The 24876-nt window shown below is 41.3% G+C and carries 17 protein-coding genes and 1 pseudogene; 8 read left to right on the top strand and 10 right to left on the bottom strand.

Features of this window, described 5'->3' with window-relative positions:
• Window positions 1–136: 136 nt before the first annotated feature.
• Both A4U55_RS05430 and ettA read right to left on the bottom strand, forming a co-directional pair.
• Window positions 137–946: an FKBP-type peptidyl-prolyl cis-trans isomerase gene (locus A4U55_RS05430; RefSeq protein ID WP_003665494.1), complete on the bottom strand. Its 810-nt coding sequence runs from the start codon at window positions 944–946 to the stop codon at window positions 137–139.
• Window positions 947–1362: 416 nt separating this feature from the next.
• Window positions 1363–3024: an energy-dependent translational throttle protein EttA gene (gene ettA / locus A4U55_RS05425; RefSeq protein ID WP_003658683.1), complete on the bottom strand. Its 1662-nt coding sequence runs from the start codon at window positions 3022–3024 to the stop codon at window positions 1363–1365.
• A 388-nt stretch (window positions 3025–3412) separates the two neighbouring features.
• Between ettA and A4U55_RS05420 the strand changes: the two genes are divergently transcribed.
• The 4 genes from A4U55_RS05420 to A4U55_RS05405 all read left to right on the top strand — a co-directional run bounded on the left by A4U55_RS05420 (window position 3413) and on the right by A4U55_RS05405 (window position 6508).
• Window positions 3413–3733, top strand: coding sequence for a hypothetical protein (locus A4U55_RS05420; RefSeq protein WP_003657087.1), 321 nt, complete (start codon window positions 3413–3415; stop codon window positions 3731–3733).
• A 73-nt stretch (window positions 3734–3806) separates the two neighbouring features.
• Window positions 3807–4067 carry a GNAT family N-acetyltransferase gene (locus A4U55_RS05415; protein ID WP_003657089.1) on the top strand — a complete coding sequence of 87 codons (261 nt, stop codon included), beginning with the start codon at window positions 3807–3809 and terminating at the stop codon, window positions 4065–4067.
• 332 nt (window positions 4068–4399) lie between these two features.
• Window positions 4400–4873, top strand: coding sequence for a hypothetical protein (locus A4U55_RS05410; RefSeq protein ID WP_003657091.1), 474 nt, complete (start codon window positions 4400–4402; stop codon window positions 4871–4873).
• Between the two features lie 105 nt (window positions 4874–4978).
• The gene (locus A4U55_RS05405) at window positions 4979–6508 is read left to right on the top strand and encodes a PepSY-associated TM helix domain-containing protein (protein WP_003672045.1); all 1530 of its coding nucleotides are present in this window, start codon (window positions 4979–4981) and stop codon (window positions 6506–6508) included.
• Between the two features lie 129 nt (window positions 6509–6637).
• Here the strand turns inward: A4U55_RS05405 and A4U55_RS05400 are convergent, their stop codons facing one another.
• The 4 genes from A4U55_RS05400 to A4U55_RS05385 form a co-directional block, all read right to left on the bottom strand.
• Window positions 6638–7489: an HNH endonuclease signature motif containing protein gene (locus tag A4U55_RS05400; RefSeq protein WP_003657094.1), complete on the bottom strand. Its 852-nt coding sequence runs from the start codon at window positions 7487–7489 to the stop codon at window positions 6638–6640.
• Window positions 7476–8090 (bottom strand): OmpA family protein, encoded by a 615-nt coding sequence (locus A4U55_RS05395; protein WP_003657096.1) that lies wholly within the window; start codon window positions 8088–8090, stop codon window positions 7476–7478. Before A4U55_RS05395 ends, A4U55_RS05400 begins: the two co-directional genes overlap by 14 nt.
• Window positions 8091–8188: 98 nt before the next feature.
• Complete coding sequence (locus A4U55_RS05390) at window positions 8189–9586, bottom strand: MotA/TolQ/ExbB proton channel family protein (RefSeq protein ID WP_063454102.1); 1398 nt, start codon at window positions 9584–9586, stop codon at window positions 8189–8191.
• A 42-nt stretch (window positions 9587–9628) separates the two neighbouring features.
• Window positions 9629–11587 carry a DUF4407 domain-containing protein gene (locus tag A4U55_RS05385; RefSeq protein ID WP_013108203.1) on the bottom strand — a complete coding sequence of 653 codons (1959 nt, stop codon included), beginning with the start codon at window positions 11585–11587 and terminating at the stop codon, window positions 9629–9631.
• A 514-nt stretch (window positions 11588–12101) separates the two neighbouring features.
• On the opposite strand from A4U55_RS05385, the gene A4U55_RS05380 reads away from it, so the two are divergent.
• Window positions 12102–12386 carry a 4a-hydroxytetrahydrobiopterin dehydratase gene (locus A4U55_RS05380; RefSeq protein WP_003657103.1) on the top strand — a complete coding sequence of 95 codons (285 nt, stop codon included), beginning with the start codon at window positions 12102–12104 and terminating at the stop codon, window positions 12384–12386.
• Between the two features lie 133 nt (window positions 12387–12519).
• On the top strand, window positions 12520–14757 hold the full coding sequence (parC, locus tag A4U55_RS05375) for a DNA topoisomerase IV subunit A (protein WP_003658691.1): 2238 nt from the start codon (window positions 12520–12522) through the stop codon (window positions 14755–14757).
• Between the two features lie 108 nt (window positions 14758–14865).
• On the opposite strand, the pseudogene A4U55_RS05370 reads toward parC, so the two are convergent.
• The 3 genes and pseudogenes from A4U55_RS05370 to A4U55_RS05360 all read right to left on the bottom strand — a co-directional run bounded on the left by A4U55_RS05370 (window position 14866) and on the right by A4U55_RS05360 (window position 18257).
• A pseudogene (locus tag A4U55_RS05370) lies at window positions 14866–15671 on the bottom strand (putative RNA methyltransferase).
• A gap of 97 nt (window positions 15672–15768) precedes the next feature.
• Window positions 15769–16653, bottom strand: coding sequence for a DMT family transporter (locus tag A4U55_RS05365; RefSeq protein WP_003657107.1), 885 nt, complete (start codon window positions 16651–16653; stop codon window positions 15769–15771).
• Window positions 16654–16670: 17 nt separating this feature from the next.
• Window positions 16671–18257 (bottom strand): peptide chain release factor 3, encoded by a 1587-nt coding sequence (locus A4U55_RS05360; RefSeq protein ID WP_063454101.1) that lies wholly within the window; start codon window positions 18255–18257, stop codon window positions 16671–16673.
• 283 nt (window positions 18258–18540) lie between these two features.
• Between A4U55_RS05360 and A4U55_RS05355 the strand changes: the two genes are divergently transcribed.
• Window positions 18541–18849 (top strand): hypothetical protein, encoded by a 309-nt coding sequence (locus A4U55_RS05355; protein WP_003662663.1) that lies wholly within the window; start codon window positions 18541–18543, stop codon window positions 18847–18849.
• Between the two features lie 104 nt (window positions 18850–18953).
• Window positions 18954–21833, top strand: coding sequence for a DNA polymerase I (polA, locus tag A4U55_RS05350; RefSeq protein ID WP_063454100.1), 2880 nt, complete (start codon window positions 18954–18956; stop codon window positions 21831–21833).
• 334 nt (window positions 21834–22167) lie between these two features.
• Here the strand turns inward: polA and topA are convergent, their stop codons facing one another.
• The gene (gene topA, locus A4U55_RS05345) at window positions 22168–24795 is read right to left on the bottom strand and encodes a type I DNA topoisomerase (protein ID WP_063454099.1); all 2628 of its coding nucleotides are present in this window, start codon (window positions 24793–24795) and stop codon (window positions 22168–22170) included.
• Between the last annotated feature and the right edge of the window lie 81 nt (window positions 24796–24876).

Genomic DNA, 24876 nt, shown 5'->3' with positions numbered 1-24876 from the left:
CTCACTATAGCGAATTTATTTTTTACTTGCAATCATTTCGTAAATTTTAGTTATAAAAATGCCCCAAAAATTATCTAACTTTTGGGGTGATTGCAATTTTTTACAATTTTTGAGTCAATGCCAATACGGCTAAAGGCTATCGTTGACCTTGCGATTCTTGAATGGCTTGCATTTGAGCATCAATGATTGCCTGCTGTTCGGCAGCTATGGCTTTTTCATCAGAAACTTTTTTTAGGTCAATCACAAAGACCAAAACACTGTTTGGACCAATGCCAGCATTGTACATACCGTGTTCACCATATGCCATTTGGCTTGGAACATACAGCTCATATTTGCCACCTTCTTTCATCAGTTGCAAGCCTTCAGACCAGCCTTCAATGACCTGACTTAGCATAAATGGCACAGCCTCGCCTTCAGATGAATCAAATACCGTACCATCAATCAATCTGCCTTCATAAGCTGCATAAACACCATCTTTGGCCGTGGGAGATTTGCCCGTACCCTCAGTAATAACTTTATATTGAAGACCTGATGGTGTTGTCTTTACGCCATCTTTTTTAGCATTTTCAGCCAAAAACTTTTCGCCATCAGCCTTATTGGTAACGGCAGCTTGTTGTTGTTTTTGAATGGCTTCTTCGGTTTTACGCTTTTCATATGCTTGACCCAATGTCTGAATCTGCTTTTTCGTTAAAGCGCTATCAACACCTGCATAGCCATCTTTAAACGCTTTGATATAAACATCGATGTCTAAATTTTCTTCAATTTTTTTCATAGACTCGCCTGCGTCATAGCCAAACACATAGCTGACTTGTTCAATCTCTGTGCTTTTATCGCTAACGACGGTTGACTTTTCGCCTGCTTTAGGCAGCGAAGCTGAAGTGTCTTTTTGACAGCCTACCAAAATCAATGTTGCTGCCATGGTGGCAACCAGTGCATGTTTTTTCATAAATGGTCTCTGCATGATTTCTATGTAATATAAAAAGTGATGTAATATAAAAAGTGTGATATAAATAAAGTTGGCTAATCATACCAAAAATTACCATCGTTTACCATGCCTTAAGTAAGGTTTTTGAAGCAGATTTGATAACAATCTTGTATCGTTCTTGTGAATATTCTTACTTATGGCTTCTTATAAAATAAGCCAAAAATCATTTAATCTCTTGGGCTAAGCGGTGTCATTTCAAAAAAAGATTTTTTCCCATTTTGCCCAATTTATCCATCTGTGCAAATTTTTGATGACAGTGTTGCTTTTGAGTATTTAGGCAGTCATCACAGTAACAAAAAACCTGCCTAAGACTTTAGACAGGTTTTTATTAGGGCTATGACAAAGTAAATTTAAATCACCTATATAGTCATCAAGCTCTATCCACCAATCTTCTTATATTTCATACGCTTGGGTGCGGCATCTGCCCCAAGTCGCTCTTTACGCCATTTTTCATATTCGCTATAATTACCATCAAAAAACTCTGGCGCTTCGTTCTCAAATGACAAAATATGCGTACAAATACGGTCTAAGAACCAACGGTCATGCGATACCACCATGACCGTACCAGGGAACACCTGCACCGCATCTTCTAAGGCACGCAAGGTCTCCACATCAAGGTCGTTGGATGGTTCATCCAGCAAGATGACATTTGCCCCTTGTTTTAGGGTTTTGGCAAGTTGCAAGCGGTTACGCTCACCGCCTGATAAGTTACCAACGAGTTTTTGTTGGTCTTGCCCTTTAAAGTTAAAGCGTCCGATATAGGCACGGCTAGGCGTGGTATACTCACCCACAGTAATCATATCAAGCCCATCTGAGACCTCCTCCCACACGGTTTTTTTATCATCCAGCTCATCTCTGACCTGCCCCACATAGGCAACTTTCACGCTCTCGCCAACCTCTACTGTGCCTGTATTTGGCGTGTCTTTACCTGTAATCATGTTAAAAAGTGTGGTTTTGCCAGCACCATTTGGACCCACAATGCCGACAATTGCCATGGGTGGCACGGTAAATGATAAGTTTTCGTACAACAAGCGTCCATCAAAAGATTTTGAGATGTTATTGACCTCAATGACTTTATTGCCCAAACGAGGCCCTGGTGGGATATAAATCTCCGCCGTTTCGTTACGCTGTTGAAACTCACGAGAGTTCATCTCCTCAAAGCGTTCTAGGCGAGATTTGGATTTGGCTTGCTGACCTTTTTGGTTTTTACGCACCCATTCTAGCTCTTGTTTTAGTGCCTTGGCAAAGGCCTCTTCTTGTTTTTGCTCTTGTTCTAAGCGTTTGTTCTTTTGTTCTAGCCACTCGGTGTAGTTGCCTTGGTAGGGATAGCCATAACCACGGTCTAGCTCCAAAATCCACTCAGCGACATTGTCAAGAAAATAGCGGTCATGGGTAATCGCCACAATCGTACCAGAGTAGTCTTTTAAGAAGCGTTCAAGCCATGCCACAGACTCTGCATCCAAATGGTTGGTCGGTTCATCCAAAAGTAGCATGTCAGGCTTGGACAGCAGCAAACGACACAAAGCAACACGGCGTTTTTCACCCCCTGACAGCTTGGAGACATCGGCATCCCACGGTGGCAGGCGAAGGGCATCCGCTGCTTTTTCAAGCTGAGTATTTAGGTTGTGGGCATCCCACGCTTGAATGATGTCTTCCATTTTGCCTTGCTCGGCTGCCAATTTGTCAAAATCAGCATCAGGCTCGGCATATTCAGCATAGATTTGGTTTAGGCGTTCTAGGGCATCTAAGGCCTCACGCACACCATCTTCCACATTGCCACGCACATCTTTGGCAGGGTCAAGCTGTGGTTCTTGGGGCAGATAGCCAATTTTAATGCCTGTTGCCGCTCGTGCCTCACCGCTAAATTCTGTATCCACACCCGCCATGATACGCAGCAGCGTGGATTTGCCAGCACCATTTAGACCCAGCACGCCAATTTTGGCACCTGGGAAAAAGGACAAGCTGATGTCTTTTAAAATTTCACGCTTTGGCGGAACAAGTTTTGACACTTTGTTCATGGTGTAGATATATTGAGCCATAATAAGCCTTAATTAGTTAATTTTTGATTGGATTGAGTTAAATGATTATTGATAAAAATAGTTAAGCTAAAAAGTAAAACAAGTTAATGCTTTATTATCGCATGCTTTAGAAAGTGGGGCAAGGTTATTCATTTGATAAATATCTGAAAATGATGGCTATAGAAAAGAGGTTAAATTTTAACATTAAAGATATAATTTAACTTGACTATAATATTATGTTATAGTACTGTATAGCTCGTGTTAAATATTATTCGCAATGTGTCAGCTATCCCAACCGATTCAAATCCACATTTGATAATATTGGCACAGTAAAAAGTGTTAAACGCTTACTTGACAGTGAGCAAGACAAACTTACATCATCACATACTTATCAAAATTCGGAGTATATATGAAGTTAAAAGCTATTGCTACATTGGGCGCATTGGCATTATTATTACAAGCTTGTGCAACGCCACACGTGGTTCAAACCAAAAAAATTACAGACAACGAGCTGACCTGCAGTCAAATCAAGAGCGAAATTGCTGAAGCTGAGGAATTTGAGAAGAAAGCGCGTGCCGAACGCAAAATAACTGGCAAAAATGTTGCAGCAGCAGTATTTTTCTGGCCAGCCCTAATTGGCACATACTCAAATACCGAAGAAGCAATTACTGCCGCCAAAGAACGTCAAGCATTATTGACAGATTTGTATTCAAAGAAAAACTGTCAATAATACCAAATTAGACATTTGCGGTAAAATACTAAAATAATAATCAGTATTTTACCGCAATTTTGGAGTAGATCTAATGCCAACCATCACCCACAGCCCCGATACTCAGCGTTTTGAAACGACCATTGATGGGCATACTGCGTATCTCAGCTATGCCATTATTGATGATAATACGCTAAATTATCATCATACTTTTGTTCCGCCACAGTTAGGCGGTCGTGGTGTTGGTACGGCATTGGTGAAATACGCTGTTCAATATGCCAATCAAAATAATAAAACCATCATACCAAGTTGTAGTTTTGTGGCACATTACATCAATAAGCAGCACACAACATAAAACCGAGCAATCTAACATACCGCTGATTTTGCAGCTTCATTAATCAACATAATCGGTCTGATGACTTAGACATTCTCAAGTGCCTCACTGTGATTTTAAGTATCATCGATTTTAATTATTGTTAATTTTAGTGATCAAGGATTATCAAGCGTGTATATGATTGGCTAAGCTGCATTTAAGTGACATACATATAAGTAACATAATTTTCATTAAGTGTTGTTAATTGATGGTATAATATCATTTTATCAATGACTGATTTTATCATCATACCAACCCGTACATTAACTGATTGGTGTGTTAAGTGATTGTCTGATGGTCTTATAAGGCTGATTATGTGGCATCGTTCTTATCACCTTTTAAACATTAAGTTTTATCCAAACGCCAAGCCTCATCAATTGTCTAAGCGTCACCGATCGTGGTTTGGCTGGGTATTGGCGGTTTTAGCTTGGTTGATGCTACTGATGCCCATGACATCTTCACTGTGGGTGGAAAAACCAAAGATTGGTTATAATATTTGTATTAAGCTTGCCCCCATTATCAATCATATCAATCAGTCGCACCAAACCCATACTCACCTTCACCAAGCACACACGCATTTTTCAAAAAAAGATAACCAAACTCCCCATCAACATGACTGCGATATTTGTCTAAGTGCCATGTCTTTTGCATTGCCAGCGGGTGCTTTGGGTTTGTCTGGTCATATTTTACAATTCAACAGACAATTGGGTGCTTTTTATCGTCAGTTGCGTTTGCAGTTTTTATTTTTCTTACGCCCACCAAGCCGTGCTTCTCCTGATTATTCTTAATCAAATCACTCCAAAATTCATCACAATTTGTCAATCATTACATTGACAAAAGCAGATTTATTTTGGTCTATAAAACCAATTCACACAATTTTACTGAGAATAGTTATGAACAAAAGCATCCAATCCAATCTTTCATCAAAACACAGTCAATCAACAACACCGCAGCATTATTTACGCATTTGGCGGTGGCATTTTTATGCAGGGTTATTTGTCATACCATTTTTGGTGATTTTGGCCGGCACAGGGCTTGGCATGATTATATTATCCAATACGGTTGGCAAACAAGGTGAGCTTATCAGCGTATCGCCACAAAACACCAGTATGGCAGTATCTCATCAAGCTCACATCGCCACATCAAACATCGCTGGCGGACAAGTGACGCAATACATCGCTCCAAAAGATGATCATCATGCCGCCGCTTTTTTAGTTAAAAATCATGATACGCAAGTTGCCAACTGGGTTGCCATAGACCCCTACACGGCCCAAATCGTTGGCACACAACCGCAAAAATCTGGCTTATATCACACATTAGACAGCATTCATGGTGATTTATTGATGGGTAAAACAGGAGATTTATTGCTTGAAACAGCGGCTTCTTTAACCATTTTATTAATCATCACTGGCATTTATCTTTGGTGGCAAAAACGCAAAAGTGTGATAAAAATGCTGACCGTACAAGACACCAAAACAAAACGCAACTTATGGCGTGAAATACACGCAGTTTTAGGCAGCTGGACTGCCATTGTGTTGTTATTTTTTTGTATCACAGGCTTGGCTTGGGCTGGGATTTGGGGAGAAAAAATCATGCAAGCATGGAATCAGTTTCCTGCTGGCAAATGGGGCGTAGAACCTGTACCTACCTCCAGTTTACCCGTTGATACTGCCCATGATGACGCATCATACCAGCAACAAAATACAGCAGATACACCCCATCATGCCACAGATATCTCAGCACCCACACACGGTGACGCTCTTAATGATGGCACAAAACAAGTGCCCTGGGTACTTGAAAAAACCCCCATGCCAAGCTCCACGCCCACATCAAACGCATGGCAAATGACGCAACCAGATATTGATTTTATTGATAACATGGCTAAAAACATGGGCTTTGTGGGACGATATCAAATCAACTACCCCAAAACACCAACAGGCGTTTGGAGCATCAGCCAAGATTCGATGAGCTATGACAGCCCCAATCCAACCGCTGACCGCACAGTACATATTGACCGTTATTCTGGCGAGGTATTGGCAGACATTCGCTACCATGACTATTCAGCATTTGGCAAGTTTATGGCGGTTGGTATTGCACTGCATATGGGGACAGCAGGAATTTTTAGTATTTTGGCAAACCTCTTATTTTGCTTAAGCGTCATTGCCATTTGTATCAGCGGTCTTGTGATGTGGTGGCAACGCAGACCCGCCACCAACCTGCATAAAAACAACAAATCCGCTTTACCGATGGGCTTAATCCCCCCAGCCAGTCAAAAAAACATTCCCATTTGGTGGGGTTTTGGTGGGGTGTTATTGTTAATTTCAGCACTCTTTCCCATGGGGTTGTTTGCCATCTTGGTTATCGTCATTTTAGATTGGCTCATCATCAGCCGAGTTCCATTATTAAGTAAACTATTAAAATAACCAAGCCTGACAATATCGTTTATCATATAAAAAGTGGCCTTAGCTTAATTGGCCACTTTTTATTATTTTTTGTCATTAATAACCAGCCTGACTGACATTATCAATCATCAGCCACCATCACGGTCATACTCACAGCAGTCGCTGCTGCCATCTTAGTTGTTGTATCTGGTTTTTGATCTCATCACCGATACTCATATGGGCATGATTTGGCTGATTAACATGGCATAATTTACACAGGCACATCAAATTATTTTGGCTATTATTCTGTTTTACGCCATCAATATGATGCACATCGGCCAAATGCTGATACCCAGATAAGTTAACGCCACAGACTTGACAAAGATAGTCTTTGCTTTTTTTAAAATTACGACTTATTGTCGACCAATCTTCTGTATAACCACCCTTATTTTGTCCCACATATTCGGGCAATTTGGTAAATTTGGTCTGATAATCACCATTAAAAAATGCCAAAAAGTCAAAATTTTGCCTAAAAATTGCTGGTGTTTTGATTGATAAATAATCATTATAATTAAGAATTTTTAAACAATTATGACATGGCATCAGCTTGGTTGTATGCGTATCGCCAACATTATTAACAATTTCAAATAAGCCATTTTGATTTTTATTAATGTGATAACGATTCAACCGACCATTGTTAGCCATATCATCAAGTGTCTTACATTGGGTAAAATGTACTTTTTTACCTACATTCAAATCACCATTTTTAACTTGATCAAAACTATTCCCATAGCCATGGTCAGGAATAAATAACACGACTTTTCTGCCATGATAGGCAAACACACCTGTTTCATCAGTCGCCAGCTCAGATAAACTATCAATCTGCACTCCCTTTGGTGTGGCAAGCTTCGTATCTAACTGTAAATCAAGAGGGCCTCTTGGCTGAAGCTTAAATTCAACAAGATGATCAACCATCCTTTTGGTGTTATTTATCAGCTCATCAAATACATTAGTTTTCTTCATAAGAACTCTTGCTTATTTTTTGTATTTGTTCATCGGCATTGGTCAAAATACGAAAAGTCACTCTTTTTGATGCACCAGCATTCTCTAGTCCAGACTCATTTTTGATGGTTTTGGCAGAAGATAAGCCCACTGCTGCCAAATGTGTCTTTATCCATGGACGATACTGACTGACCTCAGGTATGGCATAAGCAAATTGTAAAACGGTACGGGTGCGGTCTTGTGATAACCGCATGTTCTCAAAGTAAGCAATATCAGCATCCACTCCCGCCGCCCATTCGCTGCTGGTATGACCCTCGATACGGATTTCGTTAATGCTATCTTTATAGCGGTCGATGACTTTGATATAGCGTGGGAAAAAATCAGATAAAATTTCTTTATAATTATCCTGCAAATCAGATTGACCTGTTTTAAATAAAATATCAGGAGACAAAAATGAGATGGTTAATGTATCTTTATCTATCTTTGCTCCCCATTTGGGCAAATCGTCTGCAAATTCGTGTAACAATGCTTTATAAATTTGCTCTTGGGTATCCTGATATTCTTCAGCGATTTGCCGCACTTGCAAAATTAAGCTGATGGCAATGAACAAAAATAACACCATTAATCCACTCATCAAATCTGATATGGGCAACCACTGAGTACTCTCTTCTGATGACTGTCTTGAAGATAGCACACTTAATCTCATCTTGTTTATTATTGTCATCGCATTGGTCTTCCGTGACGAATGATATTATTCATATGATTGACCAACTCTTTATAATCTTTGGTAAATTGGCTTGTCATACTAATTAAGGCACTACCCATTTGCTGCAAATCTGACTCAATTTTTTTGGCTTCAGCGGTATTAAAATTATTAATTTGACCCTCTATGCTGTCACTGATGTCCTCTAAGGTTTGGGCAGCGATATTTGATAACTGATTCATCTGCTCTTTGATACTGCCGGCGTGCTTTTCTGTGATATTTTTGATATCAATCTCAAGTTGACCAACCAGCCGCTCCAGTGTGTTTTTTAGCTCTTGAGTGGTGCTTTGCATGATGCTAGGCTGTGCTTTGATAGATTGATGAATCTGATGAAACTGTTCGGTCAGCTTTTGGCTGGCATCATCCATGCCCTGAAGCATGGTATCGATTTGCTCACTTAAGCTCGGTAGAGCAGCAACTGCCTTATCTTTCATATCAGCAAAAGCAGCCAAGTGATCATACAAAGTATCAATTTGCGTATGGCTCAACTCAATAGCAACGGCAAGCCTTTCCATAGAATCTGGAATGCTCTGAGCATGATGTGCAATATGTGATAAATTATCATGAATATTGTCAATGGCTTGTTGTGTTGCTGCAACAGCATTGGTATGATTTTGATACTGAACCTGCATTTGTTCAAGCTGTTGTTTATAATTTTCTTGCCATTGAATCAACTCAAAGACGGCATGATTAAGCTGCTTAAAGTTTTCACCAAACTGTTCGGTTAGCTGATGATTAAAGTCTTTGATAAGCTGATTGAGTGCCAAAATCACCTCTTCGGTGGCAGATTTGGTCAGAATTTGGGCAGTTTTCTCAAGTTTATCCCACAAATTAGCAGCAAATTGCTGATTATTTTGTTTGACATATTCATGATGCGTGGTTAATACTTGTAACAACTCTTCATGAATAACAGCAGTCTTTTTTTGTGTGTTGGTTTGCTCTGTAAGATGGTGTTCAATAAATTTAAGTATATTGCTGGCATCCACTTGGTCTAAATCAAGATTTTCGCTTTTATCTTGATGAATAGATGCCCAAATTTTTAGGATAATTGATAATAATAACCCCGTCACGCTAGTAATAAAGGCGGTTTTCATGCCCGAGATGATGTCATTGATATGAGATTTGATATCACTATCATCAAAGGCAAGTAAAGCCAATACAATACCAAAAAAAGTTCCCAAAATGCCGATGGATGTCAGCAATGTGGGAATACTGTCGATAAAATGCCTAGGTTTATGACCATCATCACGACCGACAGCAACCCACCCTATGATAAATAACCCTAACATGACCAACAAAAATGCCATATTAATAGGTGCCGTGATGACATCAAATAAAAGTGCAAAAGTAGACATAATTCACCTTAATCCGAGTGCTTAATTGTGGGCATCTTATCACTAATCTTGTGATTCATGAGATAGCATTTCTGCCTGATGAGACGGTATTTTTACTTGGGGGTCGCTCGGTACTCGATGCCAGTGGGTGCGTGCCCCCAGTAAACCACTTTCACTATTTTTGGCTTCTTGCTGTAGATGCTTTGCATAATACGCCAAATCCTCTTCTGTATTATAATCATCATAAGGGTTATGTTTGATATGATCAGACATATAATCAAGGCGTTTTTGATAAATTACCTCACGATACTGTTCAAACTCTGCCAGCTTATCATAATAAGGTTTAAGTTTAAGGTTTAGCCCCTCAATCTCTTGGGTCAAATAGGTCATCTGTTTTGCCAATTTAACCAAATTTTCATCATACTCTAAATGTGCATCTTCCAACGCTTTGATTTGCTGCTTATGATAAGCAATAGACTTTTGGATATGCTCATAGGTTTTTGTTCCCTCTAGCGTATAATCATGCTCTGATCCTACAACTTTAACCTTTAAAATATCCAAATCCCTTTGGACTTGTTCAAGCTTAGCAAGCCGTTCTTCTTCATATTCCTGACGACCATTCTGCTTGCTTTTGTATTCTTTATCGATGGCTTGTAACTCATCACTTAACGCCTGTTTTTCATGACTCCATTTATAATAATTTTTACCATACTTTGCCAAATAAGCCCGCTCTTGTGCATCTATTTCTGCCAATGCCAAGTCTGTCACTTCTTGATTATACGCACGGTTATGAAACTCTGCATGTGAGTCTTTATATTCTTTGGCACGCCCCAAAAAATAAGCTTGCTGAGCCATATGGTCTGATTTTTCTTTATCCCGTTTTTGTCTTTCTTGAGACTCATATTCAGAAATATTGTTATTATACCTGACCATCATGGCTTCAAATTCAGCAGGAAATGCTGTTGTGGTAGGTAAAAGGCTACTGCTTCGCTCGGTAGGGTTTAAATATTCATCAAAAACCCCTCGCTCGTATTTTAGCCATTTTTCTTGTAGAATTTCTGAAAAATAAAGCTGTACAGATTTGGTCTGAAAAAACTTACCTAAAATCAAAATTAAGCCCAAACCCAGTAAGAAAAAATCCACTGCTTGTTTAACTTTTTGATAGGCGGAGTCTTTTTCTAACTGCTCAATGGCTCGTTCACGAAATAATGGACTGTCTTTGGCAACCTTAATCCCAAGTGCTGTTAATACACCTTCATCTAATGTCTTGTCATTATACCCAATGATGACATCCTCAATTTTCTTTTCTTTGTCATTACGATCTTTGATGAGTGTCTCTAATTCTACTTTATGCTCAAGGATTTCATTTTCCAAATTTTGGGCAATAGGGCCTTTGCCTCGACCCGTACCACGCCCACCACTAATTTCGGTATCCAATTTGACACGCAGGCTATTAATTTTCTCTTTTTTGGCACGAATTTCATCATCAATTTTACCGATGATCTCATTTTTAGCAGACTCAATACTCTGTTCGTATTGTTCAAATTGTTTTTGTTCAATATCGGTTTTAAATAAAATTTGTGTTAAAAATGGTGCGGTAACATACAAAGAGCCAAGAATAATAGCCAAACGGCACACCAAGAATAGATAAATTTTAAGGCTTCTTAAATAATACCAAAAACCCTGCACCTTACCCACAAAACCAGAAGACGCTTGAGGCTTTTCAATATTGTGAAGATATGGTAATAGCTGTCTTTTATGTTTATCTTCTAAAAAATCGGCTGTAATCATTTGCCGATCAAAAAATAGCAACGCAAAGCCAACAAAGCAGCCCAAGCCAATTCTACCCAGCCATGGGTTATCATGAGTAAAAGTACTGCCCAAATGCCCCCATGCAAAACCCTCAGCAAATGCAGCCATAAAAACAAGAACCGAGATAATGGTCAAATAACTTGCTGCCCCTTTGGTTAAAAGCTTATCATAGTACACTTTTAAAGTCAGCCAATACCAAAAACGCAACAAAATACTGGGTTTTTTATTGATATTTGCTAAATTATCGGGGGGGGGAGAACTTGGTTCATTTTATATCATCTCCATGATGTTAACTGTCTGGCTTATCCATCAAAACCCGCCCAATATCGGGTGAATTTGGTAAATTTTTGCCAACAAAATAGGGGTATTTTTAAGTTAAAAAGATTAAATTAAGTTTTTCGAGGATTGTATAATCAATGCTTAATTAAAATAAAAAAAATAATCAATCAAGGTTGGTTAAGAAAAATTAAGCAAGCCAATAGCGTATTATCGCACGCTTTAATTTGCCAATCAAGACAAAAAGCTTAGTATCACTTACAATTAAGCAATACATCAGTTAGTATATTTCGTACATTGATTAATCAATACAGTCATCAATAAATAGTCGTCAATAATCAATAAATAGTCGTCAATAATCAATAAATAGTCGTCAATAAATAGTTAATACATCTGCTAAAGAATATGCTAAACTTGTGCCATCATCTTGCTTATTTTTGGAGTTCATATGAGTAGCCTTACCGCCGATCAGGTCGCCCTTCAACTTGACAGCTTACCAGGATGGTCGCTTGATGGTCATAGCTTGGTTAAAACTTATCATTTTAAAAGCTTTGCTGATGCCATAAGCTTTATGGTGCGTGTGGCATTTTATGCTGAAATACTAGAACACTACCCCATTTGGGAAAATAATCACACCAGCATTTTGGTACGCATCGGTACAGCTGACCAGCATGCCGTTCAAAGCCGTGATGTCCAATTAGCCAAGCGGATGCAAAGTGCTTTTGCTGCCTAATTTTACTTTTACCCAAATCATTTTTAAAACAAACCGCCTTCTTTAAGATGCCAAGCGGTGTGCCATTGCTTTTTTATAACCAATCTTGGTATCATAGCCGATACATTTTGATTAAGTAATAATAAAGCAGTTTATGACAACACAGATTGATACTCGTTCGGTGAGCGACTTTACCGAATACGCTTACCTAAATTATGCCATGTATGTCATCATGGATAGAGCGTTGCCGCACATTGCTGATGGACTAAAACCTGTCCAGCGACGCATCGTCTATGCCATGAGTGAGCTTGGATTAAAACATACCGCCAAACCCAAAAAATCCGCTCGTACGGTTGGCGATGTCTTGGGCAAATATCACCCACATGGCGACAGTGCCTGCTATGAAGCCATGGTGCTGATGGCACAGCCGTTTAGTTACCGCTATCCGCTGATTACTGGACAAGGCAACTGGGGCAGTCCTGATGACCCAAAATCCTTTGCTGCTATGCGATATACCGAAGCTAATATGAGCCGATATGCCGATATACTGCTTGGTGAGATTGAGCAAGGCACGGTTGATTGGCAAGACAATTTTGATGGCTCATTGTCCGAACCTGTCACATTGCCCGCCCGCCTGCCTAATATTTTATTAAATGGCACGACAGGCATCGCCGTGGGCATGGCAACAGACATTCCACCGCATAACCTACACGAGGTTGTCAAAGCCTGTATTCGCTTATTAAAAAATCCAGAGCTGTCCACCAAACAGCTTGTACAAACACTGCCTGCACCTGATTTACCAACAACGGCTGAGATCATCACGCCCAAAAACGACATGATCGCCATGTACGAAACAGGCAAGGGCAGCTATAAGATGCGTGCCACTTATCACACCGACCCAAAACAAAACCACCTTGTTATCATCAACGCCCTGCCTTATCAAGTTTCAGGTAATAAAGTTGTCGAGCAAATCGCCAAACTGATGATGGATAAAAAATTGCCTTGGGTTACCGAAATCCGTGATGAATCAGATAACCTTAATCCTTGCCGTATTGTCATTGAGCTTAAAAAAAGCAAGCTTAATATTGATAAAATCATGAGCCATCTATTTGCCAACACCGACCTTGAAACCAGCTATCGGGTCAATATGAATATGATTGGTATCAATGGCAAGCCTGAGGTAAAAAACCTAAAAAGTATCTTACTAGAATGGCTATCGGTACGAAAAAGTGTGGTGATTCGCCGCTTGCAGTATCGTTTGGATAAAATCAATGAACGATTGCACATTTTGGCAGGATTACTGATCGCTTATCTGAATATTGACGAGATTATTGACATCATTCGCACCGCAGAAGACCCCAAGATTGAGCTGATGACACGATTTGGACTCACCCAAACTCAAGCCAATGCCATTTTAGATATCAAACTTCGCCAGCTTGCCAAATTAGAAGAAATTGAGCTAACTGCCGAACACGATCGCCTAGAAGCTGAGCGTCTACTCATCAGCGAGCAGCTAAATAACCCCGAAATGCTCACCAAGCTACTTATTGATGAGCTGACAGCCGATGCCAAAACGCATGGCGATGCTCGTCGCTCACCTGTGGTACAGCGAGCAGAATCCAGTAGCCTAAAAGCAGTGGATTTGATTGCCAGTGAGCCAATTACTGCTATTTTATCTCAAGCTGGCTGGATTCGAGCTGCCAAGGGTCATCATGCAGACCCTGCCGAGATGAACTACCGTACCGGTGATGCTTATTTAACACACGCTTTAGGCAAATCTACCGAGCGGCTTATTTTGGTTGATAATACTGGTCGCAGTTATGGGCTTGATAGCATACATCTACCATCAGCACGCACCCAAGGCGACCCTATTACCAGTCTTTTAAACTTGCCTGCGGGTGCCAAAATTGATCAATTGCTTTTTTATAATCAGACCAATGGTAGCCCAAATGTCTTAATGGCAAGCAGTTTGGGTTATGGATTTATCAATCAGCTTGCAAACTTAGACACTGCCCAAAAATCAGGCAAAAGTAGCATTAATCTTGCTGATGGTGTACTTTTGCCCATTGTTGTCATGCAAGATGATGACAGTTTGGTCGCTGTCAGCTTATCAAATGGTAACCTGCTTATCTTTGCAAGCGATGAGCTACCCAAACTTGCTAAGGGTAAAGGCAATAAGCTTGCCAACCTAAAAGCTGGCGAAACCATCACTGCCATCACAGCTTTATCGGATACTGATGCCTTGGTGATTACAGCAGGTAAGCGTACTTTAACGCTTAATCCTAATGATATCGCCAATTATATTGCACATCGTGCCAACCGTGGCAACCCATTACCAAAAGGTTTTGGCAAAGTCTCCAATATGACAAAGCTTAAAAAAGACACCGAATAACGCTGCGATTTCACCGCCCAAGCCATCTTAAGACCGCTTGGGCAAAATCGGCAGTTTTTATTTGTTAACCCAAACCTGCCTTTTATATTTGCCATAGCAATGGCAAAATCATTGTAATTTTTTAAATAAAAATATACAAAATTCACCTTGTACAAAAAAGCTCTCACAGCATTCAAGTGCAGCACGCCGCTCAGATTTTGCCTTATAGGCGTAAGGCGTCATAGCAATTAAGTTTTTAAGAGCCGTATTATCCAAGTGCATTGGTGCGGTGATATATGCCTGGTCAACCAAACAAAATTCAGGTGCAAGCCTTTGTATGGATTTGTTGGGGTGATGTGCAACTACCGTCTCAAATAACGCTGCACGCATATCATACAAATGATTGGGTGCAGCAACTGCCACCATCAAGTAGCCACCATCACAAAGCACTCGTCGTATTTCATCTTTTGGTAGCGGACTAAAAAGCTGGTACACACATTCATAGACTTATCAGCAACAGGTAATACAGACCCTGTTGCCACCACCCAAGTGATTTGGTTTGACCCATCAGCTTTAGCGGCAGTCTGAATGGCTGATTTGGCAATATCAAGCCCAATCACATGATCACAAATGCTGCCCAAAGCTTGGGTATAATAACCTTCACCACACCCAATATCAAGTATCGTTTTGGGGCGAATATTTCCAATCATGTTTAAAATTTCTGATTTGAGCGGTTGATAATGCTCCGCTGATAAAAATGCACGCCGTGCTTGCACAGCAGCAGGCGTATCACCAGGATGTTTACTTTTTTTATGTTGTACTAAGTGTAAGTTTACATAACCGCCTTTGGCAACATCAAAACTGTGTTGATTGGCACATTGGTAGGTTTTCTTTGTAAAATTTAGCGATAAATGACAAATTGGACAGATAAGCATGGCATTGAGAATTAAGGAATGTGGCAGATAGTTTAACACAGTTATCAATAAACAAAAGGCTTAAGCGATGTGAGATCACGACGCTTAAGCCAAACACTTATTTTTTACCTGCCAAAATGCCACTTGCAATCACAAGTACGATACCAACCATCGCCATGACGGGTAAGACTTCATCAAAAAATATGACCCCATATAGCATCGAGAGTACCACCACCAAGTAGCCCAATGCTGATACCATAAATTTACGCCCAACCTTGTAGGCATGTGTCATCGATAACTGCCCTATCATCGCAAATAGACCAATACCAAATAAATAAGGTAGCATTTGGGGCTGTATGGGTGTCCATCCTACCACTGTACTGGCGATCGCTGAAATGAGTGTTGCAAGTACTGCAAAATAAAACACAATTCGCCAAGAAGGTTCGCCCAATAAAGACAACTCACGCACCTGTAGATACGCATAGCCTGCCATGGCACCACTTGTCAGCCCAATGAGCGTTGGCAATAGCCCATGTCCAAGGATACTGGGTCTTAAAATTAGCATAATGCCACATAAACCCAACATGAGTGCAAACCAAGTTAGGCGACTGGGAAATTGCTTCAGAAGAATGACTGAAAAAATTGCCAAAAATATCGCTGATGTGTGGCTAAAGGTAATGGCAGTTGCCAGCGGCAAATGCACCAAACCAAAAAAGAACATAAATAAGCTGATTGTACCAGCCAAAGAACGCCAAAAATGTGCTTGTGGATAGCGTGTTGAAAATTGTTTTTTTGTCAGTGCAGCTTGCAGACCTAAAACAGTTGCAGCAAAAACAACACGCCAAAAAACCAACTCATATTCATGCATCTCAAAGCGCGTGCCTGTCATCTTGACCAGCAGTCCCATGATGCTAAAACCAATCGCACCGACTACCATCCAAAGTGAACCTATGACCGAGCCTGTATCGGTATGTGTGGTAATTTTCATGTGATCTTTTTTCATGCGATCTTATCGTGCGACTAATGCTCCCTTGTTGCCCGAAACTCAACCTCTGGATATCGCTCTTGCATGAGTTGTAAATTGACACGGCTGGGAGCAAGATAAGTCAGATAACCACCGCCGTCTACCGACAGCTGGTCGTGGGCTTTTTTCTTAAATTTTTCAAAAGCGACTTTATCATCAGAGTAAACCCATCGCACCGTTGCAATGCTAATCGGTTCAAAGGTGCATTGCACTTTATATTCTTCTAATAATCTGTGTGCCACCACCTCAAATTGTAGCACGCCCACCGCCCCCAAAATCAAATCGTTGTTGATTTGAGGCATAAACACTTGGGTTGCCCCCTCCTCCGAGAGTTGTTGTAAGCCTTTTTGTAATTGTTTGGATTTCATCGGGTCTTTTAGCACCACACGGCGAAACAGCTCAGGGGCAAAGTGCGGAATGCCTGTAAAATTCAAGGTCTCGCCACTGGTAAAGCTGTCGCCAATTTGTATCGTGCCATGATTGTGCAGACCAATGATATCACCAGCATACGCCTCATCTAGCGTCTCACGGTCGCCTGCCAAAAACATGAGAGCGTCCGACACTCGCACCTCTTTGCCAAGACGCACATGGTTCATTTTCATGCCACGCTCGTATTTGCCCGAACATACTCGCATAAAGGCGACACGGTCTCGGTGCTTAGGGTCCATGTTGGCTTGGATTTTAAAGACAAAACCTGTAAAGGCAGGTTCGTCCGCTTTTACCGTCCGCTCTACTGCCACATGGTCTTTTGGGGGCGGTGCATATTGGGTCAGCACATCCAAAATCATGTTCACACCAAAATTGCCTAACGCCGTACCAAACAGCACAGGCGTTTGACGACCTGCCAAAAATTCACGCTCATCCCAATCTTCATACGCCATTTGGGCAAGTTCAATGTTTTCTATAAATTCATCCCATAAAATCTGCCCAAGCCTGTCCTTAATGTCAGCATGATCATAGCCATCTTTACTCTCAATCTCTACAATTTGTGAACCAAAGCCTTTTTTATAAAAGTAAGTCTTGTTATCCACAAAACTGTATACCCCCACAAAGTCCTGACCCATACCAATGGGATAAGCAAATGGCACGCATTTGATTTTTAGGACGCTTTCGATCTCATCAAGCAAGGTAAGCGGATTTTGAATCTCACGGTCAAGTTTATTGACAAATGAGATGATGGGCGTATCACGCATGCGACACACCTCCATAAGCTTAATTGTCCGCTCCTCAACGCCCTTAGCACCGTCAATCACCATAAGGGCAGAGTCCACAGCGGTCAGCGTGCGGTAGGTATCTTCTGAAAAATCGGCGTGTCCTGGGGTATCTAGCAGATTAACCACATGATTTTTATAGGGAAATTGCATGACCGATGTGGTGATAGAGATGCCACGCTCTTGCTCCATGCTCATCCAATCGGATGTGGCGTGGCGGTCGGCTTTGCGTCCACGCACCTCGCCTGCTACCTGAATTGCCTTGCCCCAAAGCAGCAGCTTTTCGGTCATGGTGGTTTTACCAGCGTCGGGGTGGCTGATGATGGCAAATGTTCTGCGTTGGTTGATTTCATTGGTTAAATGGGTTGTCATTGCTTGCCTTTTTGTAGATGATGTATACATTGATGTGTACGGTGAGATACAAAATTAAACCAGTCAAATAAAATGAAAATTATTATACCATAAATCACATCAAGTGATGACACGATTACAGTCGCTTAGGTAGCAACGACATAGTACAAACCATTCATCCAAACACTTGTTTTATCACAACTTAACACGCCAAACCTAAATTTATGCTATAATTTTATCTAAGCCATATTTCACTCTATTTTAATTTAGTATTAGCAATGATTAAGTTACTCAAGGTTATCTTATGAATAAATTTGCCCTTATAATCGCTACCGCTTTAGGTTTATCCGCCTGCGTTGCACCAGTCAGCGACCAAGGTAGTGCAATGATCATTGGCGTGCCTGTTGGCGTGCCTGTTCTTATCGACAAATCCACCCACAACCATCAAGATGACACCGTCCATGTCTGTAAACTCAAGGCATTTACAGATACCTTTACTGCCGAAAATCAGAGCCGTGGCAAGGCTCGCTTGGCAGTTAAGAAAAAATGTCTTGCCGCTAACCATGAAATGTTTTGCCGTGATAACATCATTGAATGTACCGAATATCACTAATCCAAGCCAAAGCCCATCCAAGCGGTGGGCTTTTTGATATCCAATGCCCCAAGCGGTGATTTTTTGGTTATAATATCAAATTCTTCATCCAATTTTTAAATCCAATGACTGCCATGACGAATACCGCTTACCCAAATATTAACAGTATCCCAAGTCTTGCCAAACTATCCACAGACCAAGTTGATACCACTCGTCCGCCTGTGATTTTGGTAGACGGTTCTTATTATTTATTTCGCTGCTTTCATGGTCTACCACCGCTATCAAATTCTCAAGGATTGCCAACCAATGCCATCCGTGGCGTACTAAATGCACTCAACAAGCTGATTAAAAAATATCATCCCACCCATATGGCAGTTGCATTTGATACCAAAGCGCCTACTTTTCGCCACAATTTGTCCGAAGCCTATAAAGCACATCGTCCTCCGATGGACGAAGCATTACGCATCCAAATTCCTTATATTCATGAGATGATTGAAAAACTGGGCATTGCACTCATTAAGATTGATGGTTTTGAAGCGGATGATATCATCGGCACATTGGCCTATCAAGCCTGCCAACAAGGCCATCGGGTCATCATCTCCACAGGCGATAAAGACATGGCTCAGCTGGTGAATGATTGTGTCATGCTTGAAGACAGTTTTACTGGTAAGTTGACCGATAACGCAGGTGTGATAGAAAAATTTGGTGTGACCAGTGAACAAATTGCCGATTATCTGGCCTTGATGGGTGATGCGTCTGATGGTATTTCTGGTATTCCTAAAGTTGGTCAAAAAACAGCGGCCAAATTACTCAATGAATACCAAAATATCGATGGCATCTTAGCCAATCTTGCCAATATCAAAGGGGCAGTTGGTAAAAGCATTGCCGACAATCAAGACAGTATTCCACTCAATCGCATTTTAGCGACCATCGTTACCAACCTAAAACTTGCCATAAGCTTTGATGATATTACGCTTGACCACAGCCAAGAAACAACAATCGAGCGTGCACCTGCCTTGTATGCACTCTTTGAAGAATTAGAATTTAAAAAAGAAATGGCTCAAACCGCCGAGCTGCTTAATTTGCCCCATCAGCCAACCGATAAAGCCGTATCTATTGATATCCATGACAACACCCTTTCAAGCCAAACCCCAATACTACCCATCAAAGATATCTCTTATCACACCATTACAACCCAACAGGATTTTACCAAACTGTTGGATAAATTAAATCATACGCCCTACTTTGCCATTGACACCGAAACCACTGATATCAATTGGCAACACGCCAAACTGGTTGGCATTTCAGTGAGCACCGCTGATTATGAAGGCTACTACATTCCTGTCGGCCATACAGCAGATTTTGATGTTTTACTTGATAATCAGTTGCCGATTGATACCGTATTATCAGCATTTAAACCCATTTTAGAAAATCCAAATATCGGTAAAATCGGGCAACACTTAAAGTATGATGCCCATATTTTTAAAAAGTATGGCATCAACATATCTCCTTGGCAAATGGATACCATGCTTGCTAGCTATGTCATCAATGCTGCTGCAACTCGTCATGGTATGGATGCACTGGCTAAGCATTATTTGGGCGTACAGACCACAACTTTTGAAGATGTTGCAGGCAAAGGTGCCAAACAGCTTAGTTTTGATAAGGTCGCTATGGATGTGGCAAGCCATTATGCATGTGAAGATGCAGATATTACCTTTCGGCTATTTAATAGATTTAATCAACACATCAATCAAGATAAAACGGCTGCCCAACTGTTATACCATCTAGAAATGCCCACCGCCCAAATTCTAACCCAAATGGAGCATGATGGTATTTTAATTGACACTGATTTTTTGGGGCAATTATCAGATGAATTTGATAAAAAAATTATGGCACTACAAATTGAGGCTGAACGCATTGCAGATGAGCCGTTTAATTTGGCAAGCCCAAAACAGCTTGGTGAGATTTTATTTGACAAACTGGGCATTGCAGGCGGCAAAAAAACCAAAACAGGGCAATACGCCACTTCAGAAGCTGTATTATCAAAAATTGAACATCCGCTGATTGATGTGGTACTTGAACATCGCAGCTTATCAAAACTCAAAAGCACCTATACCGATACGCTGGCAAACGCCGCTGATGAGCAAGGGCGAGTCCACACCAGTTACCATCAAGCGCTTACCAGCACAGGTCGCCTGTCATCATCCGATCCAAATCTACAAAATATCCCCATTCGCACAGATACGGGGCGACTGATTCGTGAGGCATTTATCGCACCAAAAGGTCGTATGATTTTGGCAGCAGATTATTCACAAATTGAGCTTAGGCTGATGGCTCATTTTAGCGGTGATGAAAGCTTGATCCGTGCTTTTAATCATAATTTAGATATTCATACGGCAACCGCCGCTGAGATTATGAGTAAAGATATCAGCGAGGTGACACCAAGTGAGCGACGCGCTGCTAAGGCGGTTAATTTTGGGCTATTATATGGCATGAGTGCTTTTGGGCTTGCCAAACAGATTGAGGTTGATCGAGCCGTTGCCCAAGATTATATCAAGCGGTATTTTGCACGATATCCCGCCATTTTAGAGTATATGGAGCGTACCAAGACGATGGCAAAACAGTTAGGCTATGTGCAGACCATTTTAGGTCGTAAACTCTACTCACCTGATATCCAAAGTAGCAATCGTATGATTAAAGATGCTGCCGAGCGTGCAGCCATTAATGCACCATTACAAGGCTCAGCTGCTGAGATTATCAAACTTGCCATGATTGCGGTGGATGAAGTATTACCCAAAGATGATGCCAAGTTGTTACTACAAGTGCATGATGAGCTGGTTTTTGAGGTTGATACTGACAAGGCACATGATATCGGCAACCTGATCAAAACAGCGATGCAAAATGCCCTAACCGATACAGCGAAAAAGCTGGGCTGGGCGGTTGATTTTGCTGTCCCACTCGTGGTTGAAATAGGTATCGGTGAAAACTGGGAGCAGGCACACTAAAGCCATCATCTGAAACCGTACAATGTGCGACTAAATTGGTCGCATATTTTTTGCCTTTTTGTCTGGATGAATTTAATTAATTTAATTTTCGCCAATATAAAAGCAACAAGCTGCATCGTCACCAATGCAGCTTGCTACTTTACATGATTTTACCACCGTAAAATCTATATCCTTATCAACCTTCCATGAATAGCACTTCATCCTTGCCCCAATCCATCAGGGTTCTCCTTTGCTATGGGTATATTATGCAATAAAACCATGCTGATGAAAATACGCCAAAATCGTCAAACTTTGTGCGATATTTCCTACAAAACTCCCAAAGTGCGTAAAATAACTAGGCTTGTACCCATGCACCATCACGCCAAACCAAGGCGAAACGGGTCGCTTTACCGTCTTTTTCTGAACCAACATATTGCTCTTGATTTTTACGGCTCCATCGTAAAATTGTTGGGTTACCAACATCATCTGTATCTGGTGCATCAAACAAATAATAAAATTTTGGCTCAAGCTGATCTTTAATCTCACGAAGTTCACTTAGCTTTGGTGGACGAGTTTCACGAACTTTAGGAAATTTAGATGCCGCCAAAAATAGCCCTGCTGCACCTTCACGCAGCACATAATGGTCATCAAATTTTTGTGAACGCAGCTTGGGCATATCAATGGGTGTCATACGAGGAGGGGCCGCCTGACCATTTTTGAGTACTTTTCGGGTATTATCACACTTTCGGCAAGCAAAATATGCACCAAAACGCCCTGTTTTAAGCTCCATTTGACCATCGCATTTATCACAATCAATGGTCGGTGTATCACTGGTTGCACCCCCAATCTCAAATACACCTTTTTCAAGCACATGACCATCGCAATCAGGGTTATTACCACAGATATGCAGCTTTAGCCCACCGTCGACAATGTAGCCATCCATCGCAGTATTGCATTTTGGGCAACGCTTTTTTTCCATGAGGGCGTTGACCTCTGCTGAATCATCATCAGCATCAAACTCAAATGCCGAAACTGGCATCAAATTTTTGGTACCTTTACAGCGTTCTTTGGGTGGTAGATTATAACCTGTACAACCCAAAAATACACCCGTTGAACCTGTGCGTATCTGCATTGGGCGATGACATAAATCACAGTGAATATCAGGCACATTGGTTGGATTATTAGGACGCATGCCATCGGTGGTCTTGGCATAATCAAGCTTGTGTTTGAAATCATGATAAAATCTGTCAAGCACCGCTTTCCAATCTTCCTCGCCAACCGCCACCTCATCAAGCTTATCTTCAAGCCCTGCGGTAAAGGCATAATCCATCAAATCAGGGAAACTTTCTACCAACCTTTCTGTCACAATATCTCCCATTTTTTCAGCATATAGGCGTTTATTTTCAAGCTTAACATAGCCACGCTCTTGAATGGTTGAGATAATAGACGCATAGGTTGATGGTCGCCCGATACCGAGGCTTTCAAGCTCTTTGACTAAGCTTGCTTCACTGTAGCGAGCAGGCGGGCTGGTGAAATGCTGTGTTGGCAAAATCTCAATCAAAGGCAACTTTTCACCCACTTTAACAGCGGGCAGTAAGATATCATCAGTCTTAGCAGGCGGCTGCACCTTTGTATAGCCATCAAAAACCAAAGTCCGTCCTTTGGCTTTAAGCTCTATATCGTCAGCGGCAACCATAAAATTGACTGACTGATAGCGTGCTGGCATCATTTGGCATGCCACAAACTGCCGCCAAATCAACTCATAAAGACGCTGAGCATCACGCTCCATGCCAGTCAGCTGCGAGGATTTTACCAAAACATGAGAAGGCCGAATCGCTTCATGCGCCTCTTGAGCATTTTGTTTATTACCATAAAAATTGGGTTTTTGGGGCAAATAGTCATCACCAAAATGATCTGTAATGTATTCACGCACCAAATTTAGGGCGTCTTGGCTCAAAAAAGTAGAGTCGGTACGCATATAAGTAATATGCCCTGCTTCATACAAACGCTGTGCCAAAATCATGGTTTTTTTGACACTAAACCCAAGTCGTGTACTGGCGGCTTGCTGGAGCGTTGAAGTGATAAAGGGTGCTGATGGACGAGACTGAGTGGGCTTTTCTTCGATCGCTGACACAATAAAGTCTGATGAGCCTAACGCCAAAACAACTTCATCGGCTTGTGCTTTATTGCCAAGTTTTAGCGTTTTACCATTTTTTTTGACCGCTTCAAGGTTTAGCGTCTCGCCTGCTGCGGTGTTATTGGTGTGAATTTTCCAATATTCAACAGGGACAAATGCCCGAATTTCTCGCTCACGCTCAACCACCAAACGAGTTGCGACACTTTGCACTCGGCCCGCTGACAGACCTCGGGCAATCTTTGCCCAAAGTAGTGGTGATACCATAAAGCCCACCACACGATCCAAAAATCTGCGAGCTTGCTGTGCATTGACACGATCAATGTTTAATTGATCAGGATGCTCAAAGGCTGTTTGGATGGCTGTTTTGGTAATTTCATTAAATACCACACGGCTGTATTTATCATCACTGCCGCCAATCACTTCTTTTAAATGCCACGCAATCGCCTCACCCTCTCTGTCTAAATCGGTGGCAAGATAAATTTTATCGGCCTCCTTGGCAAGTGCTTTTAGTTCACGAATCACCTTGGTTTTGTTTGGCAATATCTCATACACCGCCGCCCAGTCATGTTCAGGGTCAACACCCATACGGCGAACTAATGCTTTTTGGGCTTTTTCTTCACGAGACAAGCCAACATCTTGGGTTTTGTTGGTTTTGGTCGCACTGCCACCAACGGGTAGATCACGCACATGACCCACGCTTGAACGCACCACATAATCTTTACCCAAATATTTATTAATGGTTTTGGCTTTGGCAGGCGACTCCACAATCACTAAGGATTTGCCCCGAGCATTGGCTTTGGTCAATGCTGCCTCAGCTTTGGTGGTCGTTTTTTTAGAAGTTGCCATGATTATGCCTTTATTTAAATTTGCTAAATATCTGAGAATTTATCCAGAATCCCTAGGGTGAATGGGTATCCATGTACATTT

It is taken from the genome of Moraxella catarrhalis (assembly GCF_001632285.1).
Lineage (GTDB): Bacteria > Pseudomonadota > Gammaproteobacteria > Pseudomonadales > Moraxellaceae > Moraxella > Moraxella catarrhalis.
The sequence above is the reverse complement of the archived record's forward strand: the minus strand, read 5'-3'. Positions and strand labels throughout refer to the sequence as shown.